Origin of the sequence: Clostridioides sp. ES-S-0049-02, from assembly GCF_020658465.1 — a bacterium.
GTDB lineage: Bacteria > Bacillota > Clostridia > Peptostreptococcales > Peptostreptococcaceae > Clostridioides.
In genome coordinates, this window is the sequence record NZ_JACVWG010000005.1 from 1 (window position 1) to 25,157 (window position 25,157).

A 25,157-nucleotide genomic window follows, 5' to 3' on the forward strand; every position below is an offset into this window, starting at 1 on the left:
TTTCTTTGACTAATTGTTTTCTTAAAGTATTCATAAAAAATCTCCTTTACGACATTTGATTATATTTAAATCATTGCCATAAAGAAGATTTTTATTAACCTTGAAGCACAAATTATTTTACATTACCAATAAAGTAAAAATCACTCTAATTTTGAACTATACCCACTGTTTTATACAGTTAAAACAGTGGGTATAGTTCACTGTATAAGGGTGATTTTTTGTGTGCCTTAATCTTAATTCAAGTCATCTTAATTCAAGTCATCTTAATTGTTTAATTCAATTTCATACTTTTTTATTTTCTTATACAAAAGACTTTTGTGTATTCCCATAACCTCTGCTGCCTTGGAACATTTCCAATTGTACTTCCTTAATACATCAATAATTAAACTCTTCTCATAATTTTCAACCATTTCATGAATTGAGCAATTACTATCCACATTACATTGAGCTACTCTGCTTATATTATCCATTTTAGATGGAAGGTCACACATCATAATGACCATATCATCACTTACAGCATAAGCACTTTTTATTACATTTTGCAGTTCTCTTATATTTCCTGGCCAAATATAGTTAATAAAACAATTTTTAACTTTATCACTTAAAACCTTCAATTCCTTATATTCAACATTCAATTTATTTAGTATATAATTTGCTAACAATAAAATATCATCTTGTCTGTCCTTTAATTCCATCATATGAATATTTATTACATTTAACCTATAGTATAAATCTTCTCTAAATAATCCCTCTTCAACCATTTTACTTAAATTCTTTCTTGTAGCAGAGATTACTCTTACATCTATTTTTATAGTTTTAAGACCTCCAACTGGTTCTATTTCACTTTCCTGAAGAACTCTTAAAAGTTTTGCTTGCATGGTCAAAGGCATGTCACCTATTTCATCTAAGAAGATTGTGCCATTATTTGCAACTAAAAACTTACCTTTTTTGCCTCCTTTTTTTGCTCCTGTAAAAGCTCCTTCGTCATACCCAAATAACTCTGATTCTAATAGTTCTTCTGGTATTGCAGCACAGTTTATACTAACCATAGGCTTGTCTGCTCTACTGCTATTATTGTGAATTGCTCTAGCAAAGACTTCTTTACCTGTACCTGTTTCACCTGTTAAAAGCACTGAGAAGTTCGTTTTAGAAGCTTTCATACCTGTTTTCTTAAGTTCTATGAAATCTCTATTTTCACCTATGAGCTTGTCAAAACTACATTTATCCTTGAACTGTTCTTTATAATATTGGAGTTCCATATATTCTGACATTAACTTTTTAGCTACATCAAAGGATTGTAATCTAAATTTAACTTGAGCTACCCCTGCAACTACTTCTCCATTATCATTCTCCACATAAGACCTACTTACTATTACACTTTTTTCTTTTGTTTTTCCACCTGAGTAATGGTGTATAGCTCCTTCTTCACAATATTTATCTCTCATAATATCTAACATTTTTGTATTTGGTATAATACTTTGTATATTGTGTCCTATTATATCGTCTCTTTCTTTCCCTAAGAAGTCACAATATTTATCGTTAATATCTATGATTACTCCATCTTTATTTACAACAATAAAACCATCATCAGTCATGGATAATACTCTTGCAAATATATCCTTATACCAGTGCTCTTTCATTGTTTCATCCCTCCACTATAACCTTCAGCAAAAATAATAAGTCTTACAATACAATATTATAAGACTTACCATTCTATATATTCAATGTTTTCTAGAAGTTACCTATTTAATGATTCTATCATTTCAGGTAGAATTTCATATAAATCCCCTACAATTCCATAGTCACATATACTGAAAATAGGTGCCTTTGAATCTTTATTTATAGCAACTATATATTTAGAATCACTCATACCTGCTAAATGCTGTATTGCTCCAGATATCCCGCACGCAATGTATAACTCTGGTCTAACAGTAGTTCCTGTTTGTCCCACTTGATGAGAATGTTCTATCCACCCTGAATCTACTGCCGCTCTTGAAGCACCAATCTCTGCCCCCAATTTATCAGCTAATTCTTTTATTAGTTCAAATCCTTCTGCCCTCTTTAATCCTCTTCCTGCTGATACTATTATTCTAGCATCAGTTAGATTTATAGATTTCTTTTCTTTTGGAAGAATTTCTACTAATCTAGTTCTAATCATTTTTTCATTAAGTTCTGGAGTAACAACCTCTAAAACTCCAGTCTCTGATTCAGTTCTTACAGCTTTTGCCATAACACCTGGTCGAACTGTTGACATCTGTGGTCTATTTTTTGGACAAACAATAGTAGCCATTAAATTTCCACCAAAGGCTGGTCTTGTTTGTAATAACTTATTATCTGTTGAATCTATTTCAAGTTTTGTACAGTCAGCAGTTAGACCTGTTCCAACTTTACCTGCAATTCTAGGTGCGATATCTCTTCCTATAGAAGTAGCTCCAACTAGTACAACCTCTGGCTTTTTCTCTTCAATTAAACCTGCAATTGAAATTGCATATCCATCAGTTGTGAAATCTTTAAGAAGAGGGTCGTTGATATAATAAGCTTTATCAACACTATAGTGAAGTAACTCCTTTACTTCTTTCTCTACTTCATATCCAGCTATTACAACTGCAAGCTCTTTTCCTAATTGGTCAGCAAGTTTTCTTCCTTCACCAATAAGTTCTATAGTAACAGGATTTATTTTACCTTCCCTTTGCTCTCCTATTACCCAAACACCATTATAATCATTTAAATTTATACCTTGATTAACTTTTGCTCTCATCATCTTAACACTCCTATACTAGTTTCAAATCGAATAGTATTTCTATTAGTTTCTTAGCTTTTTCCTTTTTATTTATACCTTCGATTATTTCATTATGCTTGTCTTTAACTGGTACAAAAGACTTGTAAACATTTGTAGGCGAACCCTTTAATCCAATTTGAGTTGTATCAACAGCTAAGTCTTCAAGTGTTAACACAGTAATCTTTGCATCTCCATTATTGTAAGCTTCTAAGATTCCTTTGACACTTGGATACCTTGGATTATTTAACTCTTTTATAGCAGTTAATAAAACTGGCATCTTTGCTTCTATTAAATAATCTCCTGTCTCTGTATAACGAGTTACTAGTAATTTATCATCTTGAACCTTTACTTCTTTTGCATATGTAACCTGTGGGACACCTAAGAATTCTGCAACCTCTGGTCCAACCTGAGCTGTATCTCCATCTATAGCTTGTCTTCCACAGAATATTACATCATACTTTCCAACCTTCTCTATAGCAGCAGCAATAATTGTAGATGTAGCCCAAGTGTCTGAACCACCAAAAGCTCTATCTGAAATTAAATATGCTTCGTCAGCACCCATTGCCAAAGCTTCTTTTAAAGCACTTTTAGCTTGAGGGGGTCCCATGCTTACAACCTTAATCACTGCTCCTAGTTCATCTTTTATTTTTAAAGCTTCTTCTAAAGCATTTCTATCATCTGGATTGATTATACTTGGTACGCCATCTCTTATTAGAGTACCTGTCTCTTTATTTATTTTAACTTCGTTAGTATCTGGAACTTGCTTTAAACAAACAACTATATTCATGCTCTTCCTCCTATCCTAGTACTGCTCTTGAAATAACAACCTTGTGTATTTCTGAAGTACCTTCGTAAATTTCTGTTATCTTGGCATCTCTGTACATTCTCTCTAATGGATAATCCTTCATATATCCATATCCTCCATGAATTTGAAGAGCTAGGTTTGTAACCTCTCTTGCAGTACGTGACGCATTGTATTTTGCCATAGCAGCTTCTTTAGTGTGTCTTTCCCCTCTAGCTTTCAAGTCTGCAGCATAGTATACTAACAACTTTGCTGATTCCACCATAGTCGCCATATCTGCTATATACCATTGAATACCTTGCAAAGCTGAAATTGGCTTGCCAAACTGAACTCTTTCTTTAGAATATTTGATACTCTCTTCTAAAGCGCCTTCCGCAATTCCTACAGCTTGAGCTCCAACTCCAATTCTTGCTCCATCTAGACAAGTCATAGCTATGTTAAAGCCTTTCCCTTCTTTTCCTAATAAATTAGACTTTGGAACTCTACAATTATCAAATATTAACTCTGCAGTTTCTGAACCATGGATACCCATTTTTTCTTCAATTTTTCCTATTGAAAAACCTGGCGTACCTTTGTCAACGATGATAGCAGACATGCCCTTTATTCCCTTTGATGGCTCTGTCAATGCAAATATTATTAATGATTCTGCTTGACCTCCACCAGAAATAAAACACTTAGTCCCATTTAAGACGTATTCATCAGTTGCTTCATCAATAATTGCAGTTGTTGCAGCTCTTGCAGCATCTGAACCAGCATTAGGCTCAGTTAAAGCAAAGGCACCTACACACCCACCTTCAGCCATCATTGGAAGGTATTTTTTCTTTTGTTCCTCAGTACCAAATTTCAAAATAGCTTGAGCGTATATTGTGTGTATTGATAATATTGCTGCAGATGCTGCACATTTTTTGGCAACCTCAGTAACAACAATTACCTTTTCTATATCTGCTCCACCAGAACCGCCATACTCTACAGGTGTTCCAATACCATTAAAGCCTATTTTAGCCATTTTGCTAAAAAGCTCTCTTGGAAAAATACCTGTTCTATCTGTTTCAGCAGCTATTGGTGCTATTTCATTCTCTGCAAATTCTTTTGCTACTCTTTGAAGCATTAGTTGTGCTTCTGTTAATCTAAAATCCATAAAATTTCCTCCTATTCATTAACGTACTTCACATGTTTCTTTATTCATTGCTACAATTCCAGACTCAATTAGAACTTCTATATCAGAATCACTGTATCCAAGCTCTCTCAATATCTCATCTGAATGTTCTCCTATAAGTGGAGCATCACAAGTCATGTTAACTTCAATGTTCCCAAACTTAACTGGAGTGGATGCAAGCATTGTCTTATTTCCATTTTTACTTGTATGTTCATATATATAGTTATTAGCAATAGCTTGTTCATCAGTTACCACATCATTAACATGTTGAATTCTCTCATGGGCTATATCCGCAGTAGTAAGCTTTTCAACCATCTCATTTTGAGTAAATTTTGCAAATTCACCATCCAAAATATTAATAAGTTCTGTAGCATTTTTCTTACTTTCTACTGAAGATGCAAATTTCTCTTCTTTTATTAAATCTTCTCTTCCAAATAATCTGCAAAGTGCCTCAAAATATCTTTCATGCTCTAGAATGCTTAAGAATATCCACTTTCCATCCTTACAACGATAAGAGTTTATTACTGGAGAAATGGCATTTTTTCTAGTTTTTGGATACTCATCGCTAAACTGTGTAGATGCTAATAAAGATGATGCATTCCATATTGCTTGTCCAAATAAAGATGCCATTACTTTTTGTCCTTTTCCAGTTTTAGATTGTTGGTATAAAGCTGCACATATACCTCCAGATAAACTGCAAGAAGTTGTGGCATCTCCAAAGGCTATAGGTGGGTTTATTGGACTTGTATCCTTCTCTGCAATATCAAGCATAGCTCCACTTCTTGCCCAAAAAGCAACTGTATCAAAACCTGCATTATCCTTAGCAGGTCCGAAATCACCAAACCCATTTATTTGTCCCCAGATAAGATGTGGATGCTTTTTACTTAATGATTCATAATCAAGACCTAGTCTTTTTAGCGCTCCTGTTCTATAGCTTGAAACAAATACGTTTGCTTCACTTAAAAGCTTATCCATAATTTCAATTCCAGCCTCACTCTTAAGATTTATAGACAAGCCTCTTTTATTTGAATTATATGTGCTGTAAAAAGGATTATTATAATCATCTATTGGCATTGTCATTGTTGCCCCTGTCTTTCTTCCTGGGTCTCCAAAGCTTGGTTCTACCTTAATAACATCAGCACCCCAGTCAGCTAATATTTTAGAAGTACCTGGACCTGCTACAAAATATGTTAAGTCAATGACCTTAACTCCTTCTAATGGTTTATTTAACACTTTCAATTCCTCCTTATACTGTCAACTTGGTATTTTAAATATGGTATTTATGTTATTAAAACATAAAATTTATTATACATACTTTGAAAATTGATTCTACAATATCAAAATATAATTTATACTTTTTATCTTTTCTGTTATGGTAATCCTGGGAACATCGTAAACAGAAGAACTGCTACTACAGTTCCAATAATCGGGGTTAAAACAGTTACCCAGAATATTGGCATATAAGCATCCTTATGTGATTCATTACATAGACCATTTGTTACAGTAACGATATATCCATTATGTGGAAGTGAATCTAATGCTGCTGACGAAATTGCCATAGTTCTAGTTAATGCAGCAGCAGAAACACCCTTAGCTAAAAATACTGGTCCAAGAAGTGGAGCTGCAATTCCAAGTCCACCTGAAGCTGACCCACAGATACCTGCAATAACTGTAGTCCCAACTGCAGCCCCTGCAATAGGAGGTCCAGGAATATTAGTCATAGCATTAACTATGAAGTCAAAACCAACTGCTGATTTTACAACTGAGCCAAATGCAACTACAGCACAAGTATTACATATTGCTACTACTGTAGTTTTACATGCATCACCAACATGTCCAACTATTTTGGCATTATCTTGATATTTATTTAACAATAAATACACTAATAAAGCTCCAATAAATACTCCTACCTCAATTGGTACTATTGCTTTTCCATTAATTTTCACATTGATTATCAAGATTGATACTATTAATGGAATTAATGCAATTAGACCATTAGGACCATTTTTTCTCTTGGAATTAGTTGCTGCTACTTCATCAAATGTATCTGATTCATGTGCTATAAAATGCCCACCATTAGCCTTTTCTTTTGAAACCATTTTGTATAAAATAATGCTTCCAACTATAAACATTACTGCACATGATATAAATCCATTTACTGCTCCAGCCATAATATCTGTTCCTAATGTTGAAGCTGGGACAATATTCTGAATCTGAGGTGCCCCTGGTGCAACCATAGCAAAAGTTGAACATCCAAAAGTCAAGGCTGCTGGTATAAATCGTCGTGGCAAATCAGCTTCTTTAAAAATTTCTAAAGCTATTGGAAACACAGCAAAACTTACAACAAAAACGCTTACTCCCCCATAGGCTAATATTCCACAAGCTATTGGAATAGAAAGTAATGCTTTATCCTTCCCAATCCATCTTACAATCATCTTAGCAATAGATTTTGCTCCTCCAGTAATCTCCATTATTTTTCCCATTAAGGTACCTGTTAGGAAAATAAAGAAATTTGCCTGAAGAAATCCAACAAATCCTGTCATATAATCCACCTTAAGTGCATCATACACATTTAAATTTCCTGTTATAGCAACTAATAATGAACATACAATTGCTATTATAAAAATATTTACTCCCTTCATAACCATTACAACTAGAAGGGATAGGGCTATGATAATCCCTACTAAACTTATAATTACTCCCGTATTCATAAATTAACTCCTTTTAAAATTAAACTATAAAACTATATGTATTTTTTCACGAAATTTAGATTTTAAATATGTTCTATATTTGTTTCAATAGTTATAATAGCTACTTATTTTCAAAAATCGGTTTTCTCTTTTCTATAAAGGCATTCATTCCTTCTTGCTTATCTCTTGTAGCAAAAGTTAAACCTGCAATATCTTTCTCTAATTCAAGAGCATTTTTTAAATCCATATCTATCCCCTTATTAATAACAACTTTTGCATATCTTATTGCTATTGGTGCTTTTTCAACTATTTGGTTCATCATATTCATCGACTCTTGTAAAAGCAAATCACTTGGAACCACTTTATTAATAAGACCAATAGATTTAGCTTCTTCTGCATTTACTTGCCTTCCTGTAAAAATTAATTCCTTGGCTATCCCAGTTCCAACAAGTCTTGATAATCTTTGAGTTCCACCAAAACATGGAATGACTCCTAAATTAGCTTCTGGTTGCCCAAATATAGCCTTTTCTGATGCAATTCTAATGTCACAGCTCATAGCAAGTTCACATCCACCACCTAATGCATATCCATTAACTGCTGCTATTACTGTTTTCTCAAGAGCTTCAATTTTATCGAAAATCCCTTGGGCATAACCTGCATATTTTCTACCTTCTTCACTTTTATAGTTTTGCATCTGACGTATGTCAGCTCCAGCTACAAAAACTTTACCTTCTCCAGTAATAATAACGCCTAATATTTCATCCTTTTCTGATACTACATCAATAACTTGAGATAATTCTCTAAGAGTGTCATTGTTAAGAGCATTTAAAGCTTTAGGTCTATTTATAGTAATAACACAGACTTTATCCTTAACTTCCACCTTAAGATTTTTCAAATTGTCCATTACAAATCCCATCATATTCCCCCCATTATTCATTGTTATTTTTTCTACACTTTCTTGTTAATATATAGTAGCAAGTTCTACGCCAACTTATATTTAATTTCTCTATTTTTGTTAAAAAACTGTTTTTTTTGATAAAATAAACAAAATATACATAAATTTCACTGAATTTTTAATAGTTTTTAACTTTAGAATTGATTAGATTGTAATTCACGAAAGAATTTTTATCCAATAAAACCCATAAAACAATATTTTTGTCTCATTTTCGAGAAAATACTTAAAAAACACAGTCTCATTTTTGAGAATGTGGTCTCATTTTTGATATTTTCATTAAAATAGTTTAAGTAACATATCCACAAGTTTATTTGAACTCTAATAAAGAAGCCTTTATTCAACATATAAATAGTTTATTCTCTATTAATTTAAATAGTTAATATTTTAGCTTAATATATCTATGTATCTGTTCCAATAGTATAAATTTTTTAACGAAAATAGGAAAATCCAAAAAGACTTAGTGTCTAAATAGATTTTCCTATCTTAAATGCTTCTGATAATTTTAGATTTGATTTACAATTTTTAGAAGATAATGAATATTGTATTTATACTTTTTCTCTAAAATTAGATGACTCCATTTTCTTTTAAATCATTTATTTTATCACTATCAAAGCCAAGCCAACTTCTATAAATCTCCTCATTATTTTCTCCTAAAGATGGCGCTGGTACATTGATTTGAACTTTTGTTGTCATCAACTTAACTGGATTTCCATTGACTCTCATGTCTCCTATAATAGGATGTTTAATATCTACAATATTTTATAAGATATATTTTTATAGAACAATTTTTATAGACATAAAAACACCTCTGAACCATATTAACATATTATTATGCAAACATGGCTCAGAGGTGTATACATTTCTAAGATATTAGAATATTTATTCTTCCATTTCCCAGTTATGATATATATCTTGAACATCATCATCTTCTTCAAGCATATCAACTAATTTATTCATCATTTTTAAATGAGATTCTTCAGTTAGTACAGTTGTAGTTTGAGGTATCATCTTTACATCAGCAGATATAAATTCATACCCTTTTGCTTTTAATTCATCACGAACACTAGAAAAATCTTCTGGTGTAGTTATTATTTCATAACCATCTTCTTCTGTTATAAAGTCTTCAGCACCTGCTTCTAATGCAACATCCATTAATTCTTCCTCTGAAACGCCATCTCCTGCACCAACTAATATTTGTCCTTTGTTATCAAACATAAAAGACACACATCCAGTAGTTCCTAGGTTTCCTCCGTTTTTATCAAAGTAATATCTTACATTACCAGCAGTTCTATTTTTATTATCAGTTAAAGTCTCTACTATAACAGCAACCCCACCAGGTCCATATCCTTCATAAACTATAGTTTCATAGTCTTCTCCAGCACCTGCACCAGCACCTTTAGCAACAGCTCTATCTATATTATCATTTGGCATATTATCTGCCTTAGCTTTTTCTATAGCTGTTTTTAATGCTGCATTATATTCTGAGTCTGCTCCACCTTCTTTAGCTGCAACGGCTATTGCTCTAGCATGTTTAGTGAATATTTTTGCTCTTTGAGCATCTTGTTTACCTTTTCTATTAATTATATTTCCTATACGTCCCATATTTCCACTCCTTAATACGTACAATTAATTATTCTAATTTTTATCACTTGTAAATTTTATCACAAATCTTGAAAATAGTAAATTAGAACTTAGGAGGTTGTGCAGGCGTTTTTCTCTTGTGTTCACTTATTCTATGAAGTCTTTCTATTATCTCTTGGTCTCTTTGAGGAACTTCATCTAATCTACCTTCTAATACAGCATCTATCATATTGTAAGTAGTTCCCATTTCATTTTCATCTGTTTGTCCTTCCCAAAGACCTGCTGAAGGAGCTTTATTTATTAAATCTTCATGAACACCAAGTTCTTTTGCCCATTCGTATACTTCAGCTTTAGTTAAATTTGCAATTGGTAAAATGTCAACTCCACCATCACCAAACTTAGTAAAGTATCCAGTGTGTATTTCTGCAGCATTATCTGTACCAACAACTAAATATCCTAAGTTATTAGCAATTGTGTAAATAGTACTCATTCTTACTCTTGCTCTTAAATTTGCATCTGTCATTTTTAAATATTCTTCTCTATATAAATGTTTCTCTTTTAAATTTCCTACCACCATGTCTAATATAGCACTTTGTGGTTCTATAAGGTCTAAATCAAGATATTCTATATCACATCCTTCTATAACCTTAAGTGCATCTTCTCTATCTTGAGGATTACTTTTTATGCTCATTATAACTCCCATAGAGTTTTCTGGAAAAGCTTTTTTAATTAAATTGGCAACTACTGCTGAATCAATTCCTCCAGATACACCAACAATTAATCCTTTTGCATTTGCCTCATTAACCTTATTTTTAAGCCATTCTACAGTTTTGTCTATTTGTATTTTTATATTCGACATTGTTATCTCCTCTCAATTTACTACTTTGTTTTAATATATTATACCATATATTAATATGTTGTTTTAACATGTTTTTTTTTATTCAAATTTAAGCAAAAATGAAAGATTATATTTAATATTATTTTATATAAATATAATTTGCCTATTTTGGTAAAACTATTTTAGAAGGTGGTTTTTATGAAAAATACTAATAACTTAAGGAAAAAATATTTTGATTTCAATATAAAAAATACGATAATTGGAGTATTTACAGGATTTATAAACGGAGTATTTGGCTCTGGAGGTGGTACTCTTTTAGTCCCAATATTAAATGATATTGTGAAGGTAGAAGAACATAAATCTCATGCAACAGCTCTTTCTATAATCATTTTCTTGACAACAGCAAGTTCTGTTTTATATGTTTCTAAAGGAACTTACGACATTAACTTAACAATAAAAGTTGCGGCAGGAAGTATTGTTGGTGGTATTATAGGGGCTAAATTACTAAATAAAGTTACTGGAAAGTTTCTTAGGATTTCTTTTGGCTTGATTATGATAATTGCAGCATTAAGGATGGTGTTTTAATGTTATTTGCTTTAATTGGATTTTTTGCAGGAATTATTGGAGGAATGGGAATGGGCGGTGGAACTATTCTTATTCCTGCTCTCGTTTTACTTGCTGGTATAGATACTAAAATAGCACAGAGTGTAAACTTACTTTCCTCCATACCTATGACTTTGATAGCATTAGCTATACATATCAAAAATAAAAACGTAATTTTCAAATTAGTTATTCCAATAGCTGTATTTGGAGTGTTAGGAGCTATATTTGGCTCACTATTAGCTAATTATTTATCGTCTGATATATTGAAGAAAATATTTGGAGTGTTTTTACTTTTAGTTGGTTTATTTGAAGTTAAAAAAGGATTCTGTGCAAAGTCTGATAAAAGCCATTAAATTATTTTAATATAAATTAATGGCTTTTATTTTCTATATAACTATTCTATTTTTATGCTTTTATCTTCTATATTGCTACTCTACTTTTTTACTTTTAGCTTAAATTACAGTAAGATTTTTATAGTAAAATTTCTCCATCCTGTTCAGATAAATAAAATTCTTCTCCTAAAACTATCTTTCCTGTTCCACTTGTTATATCAATCATTTTCTCTGATAGATTCTCCACATCTTCTAACTTTGAATATACTATTATCTCAACATTATCCTCATATATGGTATCTTTTATAAAGTACCCTAAATTCATCAGTTCATTTTGTACCTTTCCAAGTTGAGTATAATCTATCTTAACTTTAACTTCTTGGTACATTGCCTTACTAATTATTTTTCCAGCTTCTAAGCCTAATTTAGCACCTTTTGTATAAGCTCTAACCAGACCACCTGCACCTAATTTTATACCACCAAAATATCTAGTGACAACTACTACTACATCTCTCAAGTCCTCTTTTTTTATGACTTCTAATGTTGGTATCCCTGCTGTTCCTTGTGGCTCTCCATCATCACTATACCTTTGTATATTCATATTTTGTCCAACTGTATAAGCCCACACATTATGATTTGCATCTTTGTGTTTTTTCTTTATTTCATTTATAAATTCTACTGCTTCTTCTTCACTTTGTATAGGCTTAGCATATCCAATAAAAACAGATTTTTCAATTGTTATTTCATCTGTTCCAAATTCGTGTAACGTCCTATAATTACTCATTATAACTCCTCCTATTTTTGTCATTTGCTAAAATATATCTTTATTTATAAAAATTACTCCAATCAAAATGTAAATAAAATTTTTAGTATTCATTTAGTTAGCATTATAAGACAATTATATAATAAAATCACAAGATTTTTAATTTTTATTTTTAATATAATTTATTGATACATAAATCAATATAATTTATTAAAATACAAATCAGATAAACTATAAAGTATACATTTCTAAAACTTGGAATTAAAAAAGGAAGGGTCTATCCCTTCCTCAAAACTCTATAAATTCACTACTAGTTTGCTGGAACATCGTCGCCCTCTGAAACTAATTTCTTTAATTCTTTAAACTTTTTATAAGATACTTCAACTAAAGCTTGCTCTTTATGATGTGACAACATTTCTAAAGCATCTTTTATCTTGTAAAATCCACCTTCTTGGAATTCAGGAGCAAGTACACATTCAGTATTACAAGCTTCCATAACATACCACATTATCGCATTGCAAACTTCTTGTTGTCTACTTCTTGAGAAAAATTCATACATAGTATCGCCAGCTACATCTATCATTTTAGCGTCTATGCCAGTTTCTACTTTAACTCTTTCAACAGCACTTTCATATGGAAGTCCTCCTCCAAGTATCTTTCCTTTTGGAAGTGTCCATTCACCTCTATCATTTTTTACAATAAGTACTTTATTAGCATAAAACACTACTCCACCTGCACAACGTCTTACTATCATTTGAAACCCCTCCCATTAATTTATTAATTACCTTGTTAAACTCCATAAATAAATCATTAAGTAAACAAATTGCTTTAATAAAAAATTACTTTTTCAAATTTAATAATGCTTCAATGGCTTCATCATAAGCTCTAAGCACGTACTCTTTTTCAAAATTCTTATTCTTATCTTTTAACTGCTGTAAAATCTTTAAACTGTTTTCATCTCCTAATTTTGAAAGAGCTTTTGCACAATATTGTCTAGTTTGTGCATTTTTATCGTAGAGACCTTTTTGTAAGACTTCTCTACTACTTGGTGACTCAATCTTTCTTATTGCTGAATAAGTTATTCTTCTAATATCTGAGTGTCTGTGGTTTGTGAGCTGATGGAGTAACTTCAAAAATCTATCATCTTTTAGCTCACCTGTTGCCCAAATTAAAACAATCAAATCTTCAGCATTTTTCTCTACAAGGATTCTTTTGAAAACCTTTCTCTTAAAGTATACCATTTTTTCGTCATCTAAGCTATCCATAAAATCAAGTCTCTTAATTTTATCTAATTCTAAAAATTTATCTAAAATGTCCTTAGATGCCTCAAAATCATCTTTTTGCATTTCTTTTATCTTCAACTTTGCTTGTATAAGTTGCTCACTTGCTTCAACATTTGAAATGTTTCTAATTTTACTAATTTGAGATACTGTTTTAGATTCTTTGTAAAGAAGATAGGTTATAAAATAATCTTCAAGATTATCTATATTTTCCCAATTTATATCCATATCAAACCTATTTTTCTAATATGTACTCTCTATAGATATTAAAATCTTCTTCATCTAAATTTACATCTAATGTTACACCATTTTCCCCATACTCAAAATTCTCCACATTGTATTTATCTTTTATTCTACTAAATATATCACCTCTTTCATAAGGTAACATCAAACTTACTGAATAAGTATTTTCCATTAAAGCAATTTCTATCATATTTAATAGTTTATCCATATTTATGCCTTGTTTTGCAGATATATACACAATATCTTCTTGACTCTTAGGATATATATCTAACTCTAGCTTATCTACTTTATTGTATACAAGTATATGTTTTTTATCATTTGCACCAAGTTCTTTTAATACACCTTCAGTTGTACTTTTTTGCAATTCATAACTAGTGTTCGTTGTGTCAATTACGTGTAAAATTAAATCTGCATATTGTACTTCTTCTAGTGTAGCCTTAAATGCCTCTACTAAATCATGGGGAAGTTTACTAACAAATCCAACAGTATCTACTACTAAAAATTCTTTCTTGTTTGGCAAAAGAGCTTTTCTTAAAGTTACATCTAAAGTTGCAAAAAGCATATCTTTTACAAAAACTTCTTTTTCTTGTTCATAATCCTTGTGTGTCTTTATTAATTCGTTTAGTAAGGTCGATTTTCCTGCATTTGTATATCCAACAAGTGCTACAATTGGTATATTTGATTTTAAACGCTTAACTCTTTGTGTCTCTCTATTCTTTTTTACCTCTTTAAGTTCACGTCTTATATCCGCTGCTTTATTAAGTATATGTCTTTTATCTACTTCTAACTTTTGTTCACCAGGTCCTCTCGTTCCAATTCCTGCACCAGTTCTACTCATTTCACCACCCATTCCATAAAGTCGTGGTAATCTGTATTTTAATTGTGCTAATTCGACCTGTAATTTACCTTCTTTACTAAGTGCTCTTTGAGCAAATATATCTAAAATTAAGGTAGTTCTATCTATTACTTTTTTTCCAACAACATTTTCAATATTCCTAATTTGAGCGCCAGATAATTCATCATTAAAAATTACTAAAGTAGCATCTAATGATTCACTATATGCTCTTATTTCCTCTACCTTACCTTTTCCTATATAATAAGCTGCATCAACAGCTTGCTTATTTTGAATTAAGCTACCTACAACCTCTGCTCCAGCAGCCTTCGCTAATTCTTTTAGTTCTTCCATGGATTCGTTAGTGTCTATATCATCACTTTTTTTAACTATTGTTGTCAAATTCAGACCTACAAGAAGTGCTCTTTCTTGAATTTCTTTCACTTAATCACCTCATTTTTTGTTATAAAACATAATCTAATTGTATTAAAAACACTTACATTATTTCTCTGTTGACTAATTATACCATTAATAATATGATTAAGAGTACTATATTATCAACTATTAATAAAAATATTGTATAATTATATTATCACCAAAATCTTATATAGTTATAAAAGATTTCATATTTTATTTAAATTAGGAGGAAAATATGGGCGAAAATTATAAATTTTTTAATCACAAAGATTGTGAGTTTTTCCCTTGTCATAAAACTGATAAACCAGAAGAATTTAACTGTTTATTTTGCTATTGTCCTTTATATGCTTTAGGAGAAAATTGTGGAGGAAACTTTAAGTACACAGAGAAAGGCATTAAAGATTGCAGTAGCTGTATACTACCTCATAAAAAAGATAATTATAATTATATTATGGGAAAATTTCAAGACTTAGTTAAAATTACTTGCAAAAAATAATTTTTTATTAAAAATAGCTATGCATAAATATTTTTTGACTCCTTTTCGTCTAAATAATATTACATAGCTATTTTTATTATATAAGTTTTAATTTATATCGCTCTACCTTATATCTTTCTACTTTTAAATAATTTACATAATTTATACATTGCAAAAATCAACATGCTTACTGCAAAAATCAATATTAAAATCATCATTCCAGCATGAAAGAAAAATTCTTCTGGAAGCATATTTATAACTGGGTCTAAATCAGGATTAAATATCCAATAATCATTTCTAAATAATAATTTATGAAAAATAATAAATGATTTTTCAAAATTCAACAAAATAGGAAGTGCCAACACTACTGGCATTATTATCAATGTCATTGATATAGTTTTTAGTAGTTTTATATTTTTATTTTTTATACTTAATATAATTCCCACCAAAGAAATTATCATTAATAACTTAGCTAATTTATTGATATTTTGAAATATATTTCTCACTTCTTCAAAATGTATTTTCCCTTCTGGAGAAGATTCTAATGTTGGTAACTTAAACTCAGATACATCCTTGCTTAGGTTGTAATCTATTAAGTAATCATAATTTAATTTTATATCATCTTTAGATAAACCAGATAACTCTGATATGTTTAAATAATCAATATCAAAATAATAAAGTTGCTTAAATCCAACAGTAAAATTAATAGCACCTACTATTACAACCACACTTATACACACTGAAAAAATTATATTTAGAAACTTTTTCATGAAATCCCCCCAGTAACAAATTAATTACCTAAACGATTTTAGTAGTGAAATCTTCTATATTCCATACATCATCGACAATTTCTGAATAGAATTCTGGCTCATGGCATACTAAAAGAACTGTACCTTTAAATTCTTTTATAGCTTTCTTTAATTCGTCTTTTGCATCTACATCTAAGTGGTTTGTAGGCTCGTCTAATACTAAGAAGTTTATATTTTTTAGCATAACTTTACAAAGTCTAACCTTGGCAGCTTCGCCTCCACTTAATACTCTCATTTGACTAGTTATATGCTCATTAGTAAGTCCGCATTTTGCAAGGACTTGTCTAACTTCAAAATTCGTAAGACCAGGGAATTCACTCCAGACTTCATCCATAGGTGTATTATTATTTTCTCTTGAACTCTCTTGTTCAAAATATCCAACTTCTAAATAATCTCCCAATCTAACATTTCCACCAAATGGTTTTATTATTCCAAGTAATGTCTTTAATAATGTAGATTTACCAATACCATTCATCCCTTTTAAAGCAACCTTCTTTCCTCTTTCTAAATGGAAGTTAAGTGGTTTTGTTAACGCTTCATCATAACCTAAAACTAAGTCTTCTGTTTCAAAGATTATCTTGCTTGCTGCTCTGGCATCTTTAAAAGAAAAAGTAGGTTTTATCTTTTCCTTTGGTCTTTCTAGTATTTCCATCTTATCTAGTTGTTTTTGTCTACTATTAGCCATTCCTCTTGTTGCAACTCTAGCTTTATTTCTGGCTACAAAATCTTCTAACCTTTTTCTTTCTTCAACTTGTTTATCATAAGCTTGCTCTTCTTGACGTTTCTTTATATCATTCAGTCTTACAAACTCATCATAATTACCTTTATATCTATTTAACTCGCCATTTTCCATATGATATATTACATTACAAGTATTATTTATAAAGTCAATATCATGTGATACTAGAACAAAACTGTTTTCATATTCCTGAAGATATCTAGTAAGCCATGTTATATGTTCCTCATCTAAATAGTTTGTAGGCTCATCCAGTATAAGAATAGTTGGATTTTCAAGTAAAAGTTTAGTCAGAAGTACTTTTGTTCTTTGACCTCCACTTAAATCAGTTACATCCTTATCAAGACCAATCTCTCCAAGACCAAGACCATTTGCAACTTCTTGTATCTTTGCATCTATCATATAAAAACCACTATTTTCAAGTATAGTTTGTATTTCTGCTGTTTCTTCAAGAAGCTTACTCATCTCATCATCACTAGCTTCTCCCATCTTGTCATACATAGCAATCATTTCTTGCTCTAAATCAAACATATGCTTAAAAGCTTCTCTAAGCACTTCTCTTATACTTTTACCTTTACTTAATACTGTATGTTGGTCTAAGTAACCTACTGTAGCTCTTGAAGACCATTTTATATTTCCAGCATCAGGCATAAGCTTTTTCGTTATTATATTTAAAAAACTCGATTTTCCTTCTCCATTAGCGCCAACTAGTGCAATATGTTCACCTTTTCTAAGTCTAAAGGATACATTTTCTAATATTGTTCTTGCTCCAAATCCGTGGCTTACGTTTTCTACTACTAGCATTCTAACACCTCTCAAAAAAATTTTACACATTCTATACTATAATATATTCTTTTTAAACTTAAATCAAGTATTACCAATATTTTTAGTTATATTTACAATAATTTAACTGAGAATAAACTTTATAGCTGTATTATGTAAAATAAAAATAGATACTTTCATCAATGATAGAACTTCTTTATCGACTAAAAAATACATGCATGCTATAATTTCTTTGTAGCCTGTTTAATCTTGAAATTATAAAATGGTTTCTGATTGATTCTCAAATAAACAAAATTTCTGATGAACATTAATATAAGTTTTTGACACAATGCAAATCATTTGATATTTATAGACACAATTATTAGAATAGAATAAAACCAATTTACGTTTGCTTGCCTTAGGCGATAAGTGGTGCTACAGGTTATTTATCTAAACGGAGGTGAAAAATAGTTATTAAACAGAAAAAATATTTCATTATTATTTATATTATTTATGCATTGCCAATTCCATTTTCTCTAATAACATGGATTGGAACTATCATTTCTGTTGCTGATTTAGGAATGGTAAACTGGAAGATTTTCAGTGAGATTATACAATCTGTGATTGCTTTAATTACTATGCTACTTGCTGGTTTATATCCTATCTCATATATTATTTCATTAATCAAAACTCGTGATAGTAAAAAGTTTTCTTTATTTAGTTTTCTTCCTATAATACACATAATTCTTTTTGTTGTTTTCTTCTTTTTTTGGTCTTTTCTTAATAAAGTATATCAGCTTTAAATTCTTCCTAAATATTATCTAACTTTACAAAATTATATAGTTAGGGTTTATTATGAAAATATAGTCATATATGTAAATGTCTATTTTTCCATTTAATGTAGGTTTGTAGTCTCTTATACAAACAGGTATGTAGCCTTGTAATTTGCTTTTTCACTATTATTTGAATAAAAAATAGAGATAAAAATTAGGAAAATAGTACCATCCCAATTTTTTTCTCTATTTATGTTTTATTTAAAATATTCATCTAATCCATCCGCTACACATTGCATCATTTTTCTTTGATATTCTGGATTTGACATCATTTGGTCTTCATTATAGTTGCTCATAAATCCCATCTCTACTAATACAGCTGGCACTTTTGACCAGTTAAATCCAGTCAAATCTCCTCTTTGAACAATTCCATTTATCTGTATCCCAGCTTGTTCCATGTTTGTTTTGATGAATTCTGCACATCTATTACTATCTTCATATATAGGAGCTGTATATTTTCCATCCTTCTCAGGAACTAATATAGATGCACCAGTCTTTGAAGAATTATTTAAACTATCTGCATGTATTCTTACAACCATATCTGCTTTTTTCTCATTAGCAAGTATTGCTCTTTCTGAGTTACTTATATTTACATCATGTGTTTCTCTAGTCATTATTACATTGTAACCTTTAGACTCTAATATATTTTTTAAAACTACAGATGCTTCAAGATTTAAAACATACTCTGCTTTCTTTGTAGCTATACCTTCTGTTCCTGAAGATACTCTTGCTTTTTGAGATGAAGAACCTGGAGCTACTGGTTCTAAATTACTATCCCCTTTTCCTTGATGCCCTGGGTCTATACAAATTAAAAACTTTTTATTTTTTTGAGTTTCTGTTTTATTATCTGATTTATTATCCTCTGACTTATTATCATTTTTGCTTTTTGAATTTGATTTATTTTCATCTTTATCTTTATCTTTTATATTTTTATTTTCATCTTTATCTGTTTTTTCATTTTTAGTAGTGCCTGAATTAATTAAATTTGTTGTCTTGTAAAAATTGGTAACTGGATTTGATGTACCTATAATTATAATTCCCATGGCAATTATACAAGTAACTAACAATCTATATTTTTTCATCTTTTGCTCCTTTCAATGATAGACAGCTATTATCTATTTTAAATTTATATGAATATGTATCTATTTTATCATATACCTTGTTTATTTTATTTATTTTTATGAAAACTAAGGAGTTATTGTGTCAGTTTTCCAAGCATCAAAAACTGATTCTTGAGCAACATAATATTGAAGCAGCAAGAAAATTTCAATTTTATTATTAAAATATTTTAATAAGAAAGAGGTGTTCTATGCAATTTAAAAATTTTTATTTTAAAGATAAATCTTTAAGTAAAAGAAACAACTTAGCTAAGTCAAAATTTACAATTGTTTTAACATTTTTATTTTTATTATATTTTTTCTCAAATAATTTAATTTATGCACAAAATTTACAAAAAAGTGAACCTCAATATTTAATACCTATAGGAAATGTTCTTCAAATTGATGCAGAACTAAAAAATATCATCGTTAGAAGTCCTGGTGAAGCATCTCCATTTAGATTAGGTGATGCTATAATCAAAGTAAATAATATAGAAGTTGATGGATATAGTGATTTTGCTAATACACTAAATGCTTTACCAGAAGAAAAACCAGTGTCTATTTTATTAAATAGAGGTGGTCAACTTTTAACAATGAAAACAACTAAACACATATTAGAAAAAATTAGTTTTAATAACTTACTTTCTGGATTTGCTACTTTGACTTATATCAATCCAGAAACCTCAGAATTTGGTGCCGTAGGTCACCCAATAAGTGTTGGTAATTCAAGAAAAATACCTATAAAATCAGGTTCAATTTCTACAACTAAGCACCTCGACATAGAAAAATCCTATCGAGGTAGTGTTGGATGTATAAATGCAAAAAGAGAAAATATTATTGGTAGTTTTACAGAAAACACTGATTTTGGAATAAGAGGTCAAATTAATAACTTTGATATTTCTAGCTTAAAAAAATATAAGGTAGCTTCACTAAATGAAGTTAAGCTGGGAAAAGCTCAAATAATTTTACAAAACAACTCTAATGAATGTAAAAAATATAATATTGAAATTATAGATATAGAAAACCAAAACCATCCTGAGAGTAAAAGTTTTAAAATTAAAATCACTGACAAAAACCTTTTAGCTCAAACTGGTGGTATTGTACAAGGTATGAGTGGTACTCCAATAGTACAAGATGATAAAATAATAGGAGCAGTTTCTCATGCCATTGAAAATGACCCAGCTGTAGGTTATGGTGTATTTATTAAATGGATGCTTTAGATAATAAATTATATAAGTAATTTGTAACTCTTAAATCATCATTAAATAAATGTTTATAATATATTTGGTCTGAAGACATATTTCTTCACTCTACAGACCAAATATATTAAATATTTTACATACTTTAAAACATAAATTTTTATTACAATTATATTAATTTTTATTACAACTATATTGATTCTTATTTATTACTTATTATTGACATAATTTTTATTTATAAACTATTATTTCAAATTTATTAAAAAATAAATATCATTAATATTATTTGTTAGTATTTTTTCCAGTGTTAGGTAAAACATTGCCAAGGTTCTTTTCAGGTATATTTACATAACTTTCTGGAACATCACCTACTATTATAGTCTCACAGATAGGTATCTGAGCTTTAATTTGTTTTGTTGAAGTTATAAGTGGGATTACTACTTTCACTTGAGTTTGAGCTTCTAAATATATCCTATGTCTTGTTTGATTTATGCCTGAAGACTCAAATTCCGTTTTAAAGTTTACTGATACTGTTCCTATAGGTTCAATAGATACTTCAAGTTTAGGGCCGTATTTAGCTAATATAGGACTTCCTAATGCTGTTCCTATAGGTATGTAAGAATCTGCTGTTTTACCTTTTTTTAATTCATCTTGTATTTCTAAAGCTATTGCAGATGCAATTTCATTCATCATAATAGTATTTGCTTGTATCATAGTTATTTTTCCGTTATTATCAAGCTGTATATCCATTAAATCTTCATAATTTATTTTCCCTTCTACCATTTCAGCAACAGCTTTATTTATAGACCTGTTTGCCAATTCAAGAGCTTTTGTTTCTGCTAAAACTGTAATTGTTGGTCTTAAACTTTTATCTATATATATGAAACTGCCTATAAATACAGACAAGAAAAGAATTAACAAGAAAATAGCTACAATTTTTCTAAATTCATTTTTCTTTTTTCTATCTACTATCCTATTCAAATTTATCCCCTCCTATTTATTTATATGTAACTTTGGCATAATTTTTATAATATTTGTCAAAAATAAATAAATAAAAATATAGACTTATTAATACATTTTGTTTATACATATCTACAATGTACAGAATATTATAGCAAATTCATTTTTTCTATTAATTACAAAATTACTCCTATTTGTGTTATAATATTGCATTAAGTAAGGAGGTTAAAATCTTATGAATAACGATAATGATAAAAATGGAAATAAAATAAGAAGAAAAAAGGTTAGTTCATCTAGTAGCTCAAATAAACCAGTTAATAGAAATTCAGCTAACAAAACTCATTCAACTAAAAGCAAGAAGAAATCTAAGAAAAGCGATAAATTTAAAAAACTAAGAGTATTTGGTATAGTATTTTTAGTTTTATTAGTTGTTGGTGCAGCAGGTACTGCTGGATTAGTATTTGCATCACTAAGAGATGTCTCTCCAGTTACAGAAGCTGTTTTAGACAAGCAAACAAACCAGACAACTACAATTAAATACGCTAATGGAAAAACATTATCTACTGCTCCAAGTGTAAATAAAAAGACACCCGTTCCATTAGATAAAATTTCAACTCATCTTCAACATGCAGTAATTGCAATAGAAGATGAACGTTTTTATGAACACAAGGGTGTTGACATTAAAGGTTTATTTAGATCAGTATTAAAAACTCTTACTGGTACTAAGCAAGGTGGTAGTACTATTCCTATGCAGGTATCTAAGATGCTATTGACTACTGAGCAACAAACTCTACCTCGTAAAATAAAAGATATTTATTATGCATATGAGATGAGTAAGACAGTAAGTAAAGACAAAATACTAGAAACTTATTTAAATAACTTCTTCGTTGGTAGAGGTCTAGCAGGAGCTGAGGCTGGTGCACGTGGTTATTTTGATAAGTCTGCAGCTGACCTTACTATAGCTGAGTCAGCACTTCTTGCTGGTTCAACTAAAAATCCATCTAGGTTCTCAGCTTACAAAACTTCTAAATTAGATGGAAATGAAACTAAGAGTGACTTAGAGAATAAGTTGTTATTTTTTGTTAATACAACTGATGATAATTTAGATGACCCAACTCAAGTAGACTTTGATATGATTGAGAAATTAAAAACTTGGGAACTTATATCTAATGATACTTATAGACAGCTAAAAGCAGGTACATTAGTTGTCAGAAAAGCTGTAAGTAATCCTGAGGCTAAGAAAAGACAAGAAGTTGTTCTAAAGAAAATGCTAGACCTAGGATATATAAAACAAAAAGAATATGATGAAGCAATTAATGCTAAGATAGAAATAAAATTACCTAAATCAGCAGATAAAGTTTCTTCATCTGTAGAAGACCTTATTGAAAGTGAAGTTATAAATGCCCTAATGGAACAAGGACATACAAATGATGAAGCTCAAAACTTATTCTACAATGGTGGTCTAATTGTAAATACAACTATAGACCCTAAAATGCAGGATGCTTTGGAAGAAGAATTTGATAAAAATAGCAATTTCCCAGGACATATGGTTGGACCTGATGGCGTTAGCCAGCCACAGTCTGCAATGGTAATTTTAGATTACAAAAATGGTGAAATAAGAGCACTAGCTGGAGGCCGAAACATAAGTGGCAGAAAAACTTTAAATCGTGCTACTAGCCCTCATCAGCCAGGTTCTTCTATAAAACCTCTAGCAATTTATACACCAGCTATTGATACTTTAAAGATTACACAATCAACTGCTCTAAATGATGTTAGAGGAGGATATAAATTTGAAGAAAACACTAAATGGAATCCAAGAACTACCACTAGTGGTCATGGCTCTATGAGTTTACGTAAAGCTCTTGCTAAATCTTCAAATACAATAGCAGTTAAAACTGCTGAGATGCTTGGAGATTCTTATGATGAATGTATAGATATAATGATGGACTACTTAAAGAACTTTGGTATAACAACTGTTAAAAATAGCCAAACAGGAGCAACTGATAGACAGTTCCCAGCATTAACACTTGGTGGTATGGCAAGTGGTATTACTCCACTTCAGATGGCTGCTGCTTATGGTACATTAGCAAATCAAGGAGTTTATGTAGAACCATCTATTTACACTACTATAACTACTTTTGATGGGCAATTATTAGTTAAAAACGCTCCTGAAGAGCATAAAGTTGTAGACCCAGAAGTAGCTTATGTTGTTACAGATATGTTAGAAAGTGTAATTACTGAAGGTACAGGTGGTATTGCATCACTTCCTAAAGGAATGCCTGTTGCAGGTAAAACAGGTACTACAAATAGCGCATATGATGCTTGGTTTGTTGGTTATACACCTTATTATGTAGGAGCAACATACATTGGAGATGATGCTGGTAGAAAAGATGATGCTGGTAACACTATAAAACGTAGAGATGTTCCACATGGAAGTACTAGTACAGCAAAACTTTGGCAAAAAATCATGGCAAAAATACATGCAAATTTAACAGTTACTGAATTTGAAGTTCCTAAAAATGTATATTTTACAAAAATTAATTTAGAAGATGGAGGAAAGCAATCTTCTGGCTCTAAAGCAGCATTTATTGAAGGTACTGCTCCTTCTAGAGTAAGTTCTCAGCCATCTCCTGAAGATACAAAGAAACCAGATAATAATCAACAAGAAGAAGAAAACAATAATAACAACAATAATTCAGGTAATAATGGTGGTGGCTCTACTCCTCCTGATAACGGTGGAAATAGTGGCGGTACTACTCCTCCTCCTGACAATGGTGGAAACAGTGGCGGTACTACTAACCCTCCTGACAATGGTGGAAACAGTGATGGTACTACTAACCCTCCTGACAATGGTGGAAACAGTGGTGGTACTGTCACCCCTCCTGATGGTGGTGGAAATACAACACCATAGTTTAATAAAAGATTACATTTAACTATTAATAAATAATTAAAATTCAAACAAAAATATAAGGAGTTGCCTCAAAGTGATTTTTAGAAATCCTCGATGAGACACTC

24 protein-coding genes are annotated in these 25,157 nt (G+C 30.5%); 5 read left to right on the forward strand and 19 right to left on the reverse strand.

Annotated features, from left to right (window positions below):
- Positions 1–263: 263 nt before the first annotated feature.
- The 10 genes from IC213_RS12435 to nadE form a co-directional block, all read right to left on the reverse strand.
- Positions 264–1,640 (reverse strand): sigma-54 interaction domain-containing protein, encoded by a 1,377-nt coding sequence (locus IC213_RS12435; RefSeq protein WP_227433371.1) that lies wholly within the window; start codon positions 1,638–1,640, stop codon positions 264–266.
- Between the two features lie 98 nt (positions 1,641–1,738).
- On the reverse strand, positions 1,739–2,758 hold the full coding sequence (locus IC213_RS12440; protein WP_413926626.1) for an electron transfer flavoprotein subunit alpha/FixB family protein: 1,020 nt from the start codon (positions 2,756–2,758) through the stop codon (positions 1,739–1,741).
- Between the two features lie 13 nt (positions 2,759–2,771).
- The gene (locus IC213_RS12445; protein ID WP_227845554.1) at positions 2,772–3,566 is read right to left on the reverse strand and encodes an electron transfer flavoprotein subunit beta/FixA family protein; all 795 of its coding nucleotides are present in this window, start codon (positions 3,564–3,566) and stop codon (positions 2,772–2,774) included.
- Positions 3,567–3,576: 10 nt separating this feature from the next.
- Positions 3,577–4,719, reverse strand: coding sequence for an acryloyl-CoA reductase (gene acrC / locus IC213_RS12450; protein ID WP_227433374.1), 1,143 nt, complete (start codon positions 4,717–4,719; stop codon positions 3,577–3,579).
- Positions 4,720–4,737: 18 nt separating this feature from the next.
- The gene (locus IC213_RS12455; protein WP_227433375.1) at positions 4,738–5,970 is read right to left on the reverse strand and encodes a CaiB/BaiF CoA transferase family protein; all 1,233 of its coding nucleotides are present in this window, start codon (positions 5,968–5,970) and stop codon (positions 4,738–4,740) included.
- A gap of 137 nt (positions 5,971–6,107) precedes the next feature.
- Positions 6,108–7,448, reverse strand: coding sequence for a GntP family permease (locus IC213_RS12460; protein WP_227835919.1), 1,341 nt, complete (start codon positions 7,446–7,448; stop codon positions 6,108–6,110).
- 100 nt (positions 7,449–7,548) lie between these two features.
- Positions 7,549–8,343, reverse strand: coding sequence for an enoyl-CoA hydratase-related protein (locus IC213_RS12465; RefSeq protein ID WP_227863129.1), 795 nt, complete (start codon positions 8,341–8,343; stop codon positions 7,549–7,551).
- 603 nt (positions 8,344–8,946) lie between these two features.
- The gene (locus IC213_RS12470) at positions 8,947–9,105 is read right to left on the reverse strand and encodes a hypothetical protein (protein WP_227863130.1); all 159 of its coding nucleotides are present in this window, start codon (positions 9,103–9,105) and stop codon (positions 8,947–8,949) included.
- A 156-nt stretch (positions 9,106–9,261) separates the two neighbouring features.
- On the reverse strand, positions 9,262–9,984 hold the full coding sequence (locus tag IC213_RS12475) for a YebC/PmpR family DNA-binding transcriptional regulator (protein WP_227863131.1): 723 nt from the start codon (positions 9,982–9,984) through the stop codon (positions 9,262–9,264).
- 82 nt (positions 9,985–10,066) lie between these two features.
- Positions 10,067–10,822: an NAD(+) synthase gene (gene nadE / locus IC213_RS12480; protein WP_227433380.1), complete on the reverse strand. Its 756-nt coding sequence runs from the start codon at positions 10,820–10,822 to the stop codon at positions 10,067–10,069.
- 177 nt (positions 10,823–10,999) lie between these two features.
- Here nadE and IC213_RS12485 point away from each other — a divergent pair, with 177 nt between their 5' ends.
- On the forward strand, positions 11,000–11,386 hold the full coding sequence (locus IC213_RS12485) for a sulfite exporter TauE/SafE family protein (RefSeq protein WP_227433381.1): 387 nt from the start codon (positions 11,000–11,002) through the stop codon (positions 11,384–11,386).
- Complete coding sequence (locus IC213_RS12490; protein WP_227433382.1) at positions 11,386–11,757, forward strand: sulfite exporter TauE/SafE family protein; 372 nt, start codon at positions 11,386–11,388, stop codon at positions 11,755–11,757. Before IC213_RS12485 ends, IC213_RS12490 begins: the two co-directional genes overlap by 1 nt.
- Positions 11,758–11,875: 118 nt before the next feature.
- Here the strand turns inward: IC213_RS12490 and IC213_RS12495 are convergent, their stop codons facing one another.
- The 4 genes from IC213_RS12495 to hflX all read right to left on the reverse strand — a co-directional run bounded on the left by IC213_RS12495 (position 11,876) and on the right by hflX (position 15,298).
- Positions 11,876–12,520: a YigZ family protein gene (locus tag IC213_RS12495; RefSeq protein ID WP_227863132.1), complete on the reverse strand. Its 645-nt coding sequence runs from the start codon at positions 12,518–12,520 to the stop codon at positions 11,876–11,878.
- Positions 12,521–12,809: 289 nt separating this feature from the next.
- On the reverse strand, positions 12,810–13,253 hold the full coding sequence (locus tag IC213_RS12500) for an NUDIX domain-containing protein (protein ID WP_227433384.1): 444 nt from the start codon (positions 13,251–13,253) through the stop codon (positions 12,810–12,812).
- 85 nt (positions 13,254–13,338) lie between these two features.
- Entirely contained in the window at positions 13,339–14,007 is a 669-nt protein-coding gene (locus tag IC213_RS12505; protein WP_227433385.1) for a HEAT repeat domain-containing protein, read from the reverse strand.
- 7 nt (positions 14,008–14,014) lie between these two features.
- Positions 14,015–15,298: a GTPase HflX gene (gene hflX / locus IC213_RS12510; RefSeq protein ID WP_227482981.1), complete on the reverse strand. Its 1,284-nt coding sequence runs from the start codon at positions 15,296–15,298 to the stop codon at positions 14,015–14,017.
- Positions 15,299–15,506: 208 nt separating this feature from the next.
- Between hflX and IC213_RS12515 the strand changes: the two genes are divergently transcribed.
- Positions 15,507–15,767: a cysteine-rich small domain-containing protein gene (locus IC213_RS12515; protein ID WP_227433387.1), complete on the forward strand. Its 261-nt coding sequence runs from the start codon at positions 15,507–15,509 to the stop codon at positions 15,765–15,767.
- 107 nt (positions 15,768–15,874) lie between these two features.
- On the opposite strand, the gene IC213_RS12520 is transcribed toward IC213_RS12515, so the two are convergent.
- The 4 genes from IC213_RS12520 to IC213_RS12535 all read right to left on the reverse strand — a co-directional run bounded on the left by IC213_RS12520 (position 15,875) and on the right by IC213_RS12535 (position 19,968).
- Positions 15,875–16,516: a TIGR01906 family membrane protein gene (locus IC213_RS12520; RefSeq protein ID WP_227433388.1), complete on the reverse strand. Its 642-nt coding sequence runs from the start codon at positions 16,514–16,516 to the stop codon at positions 15,875–15,877.
- 28 nt (positions 16,517–16,544) lie between these two features.
- A complete protein-coding gene (locus IC213_RS12525; RefSeq protein ID WP_227433389.1) occupies positions 16,545–18,095 on the reverse strand; it encodes an ABC-F family ATP-binding cassette domain-containing protein in 1,551 nt (516 codons plus the stop codon).
- A 469-nt stretch (positions 18,096–18,564) separates the two neighbouring features.
- Positions 18,565–18,795: a hypothetical protein gene (locus IC213_RS12530; protein WP_227845551.1), complete on the reverse strand. Its 231-nt coding sequence runs from the start codon at positions 18,793–18,795 to the stop codon at positions 18,565–18,567.
- Between the two features lie 288 nt (positions 18,796–19,083).
- Positions 19,084–19,968: an N-acetylmuramoyl-L-alanine amidase family protein gene (locus IC213_RS12535; RefSeq protein ID WP_227433391.1), complete on the reverse strand. Its 885-nt coding sequence runs from the start codon at positions 19,966–19,968 to the stop codon at positions 19,084–19,086.
- Positions 19,969–20,195: 227 nt separating this feature from the next.
- Here IC213_RS12535 and IC213_RS12540 point away from each other — a divergent pair, with 227 nt between their 5' ends.
- Positions 20,196–21,203, forward strand: coding sequence for a SpoIVB peptidase S55 domain-containing protein (locus IC213_RS12540; RefSeq protein ID WP_227433392.1), 1,008 nt, complete (start codon positions 20,196–20,198; stop codon positions 21,201–21,203).
- 261 nt (positions 21,204–21,464) lie between these two features.
- Here IC213_RS12540 and yunB read toward each other — a convergent pair whose 3' ends face one another.
- Positions 21,465–22,163: a sporulation protein YunB gene (gene yunB, locus IC213_RS12545; protein WP_227855418.1), complete on the reverse strand. Its 699-nt coding sequence runs from the start codon at positions 22,161–22,163 to the stop codon at positions 21,465–21,467.
- A 214-nt stretch (positions 22,164–22,377) separates the two neighbouring features.
- On the opposite strand from yunB, the gene IC213_RS12550 reads away from it, so the two are divergent.
- Entirely contained in the window at positions 22,378–25,053 is a 2,676-nt protein-coding gene (locus tag IC213_RS12550) for a transglycosylase domain-containing protein (protein ID WP_227863133.1), read from the forward strand.
- Positions 25,054–25,157: the final 104 nt, after the last annotated feature.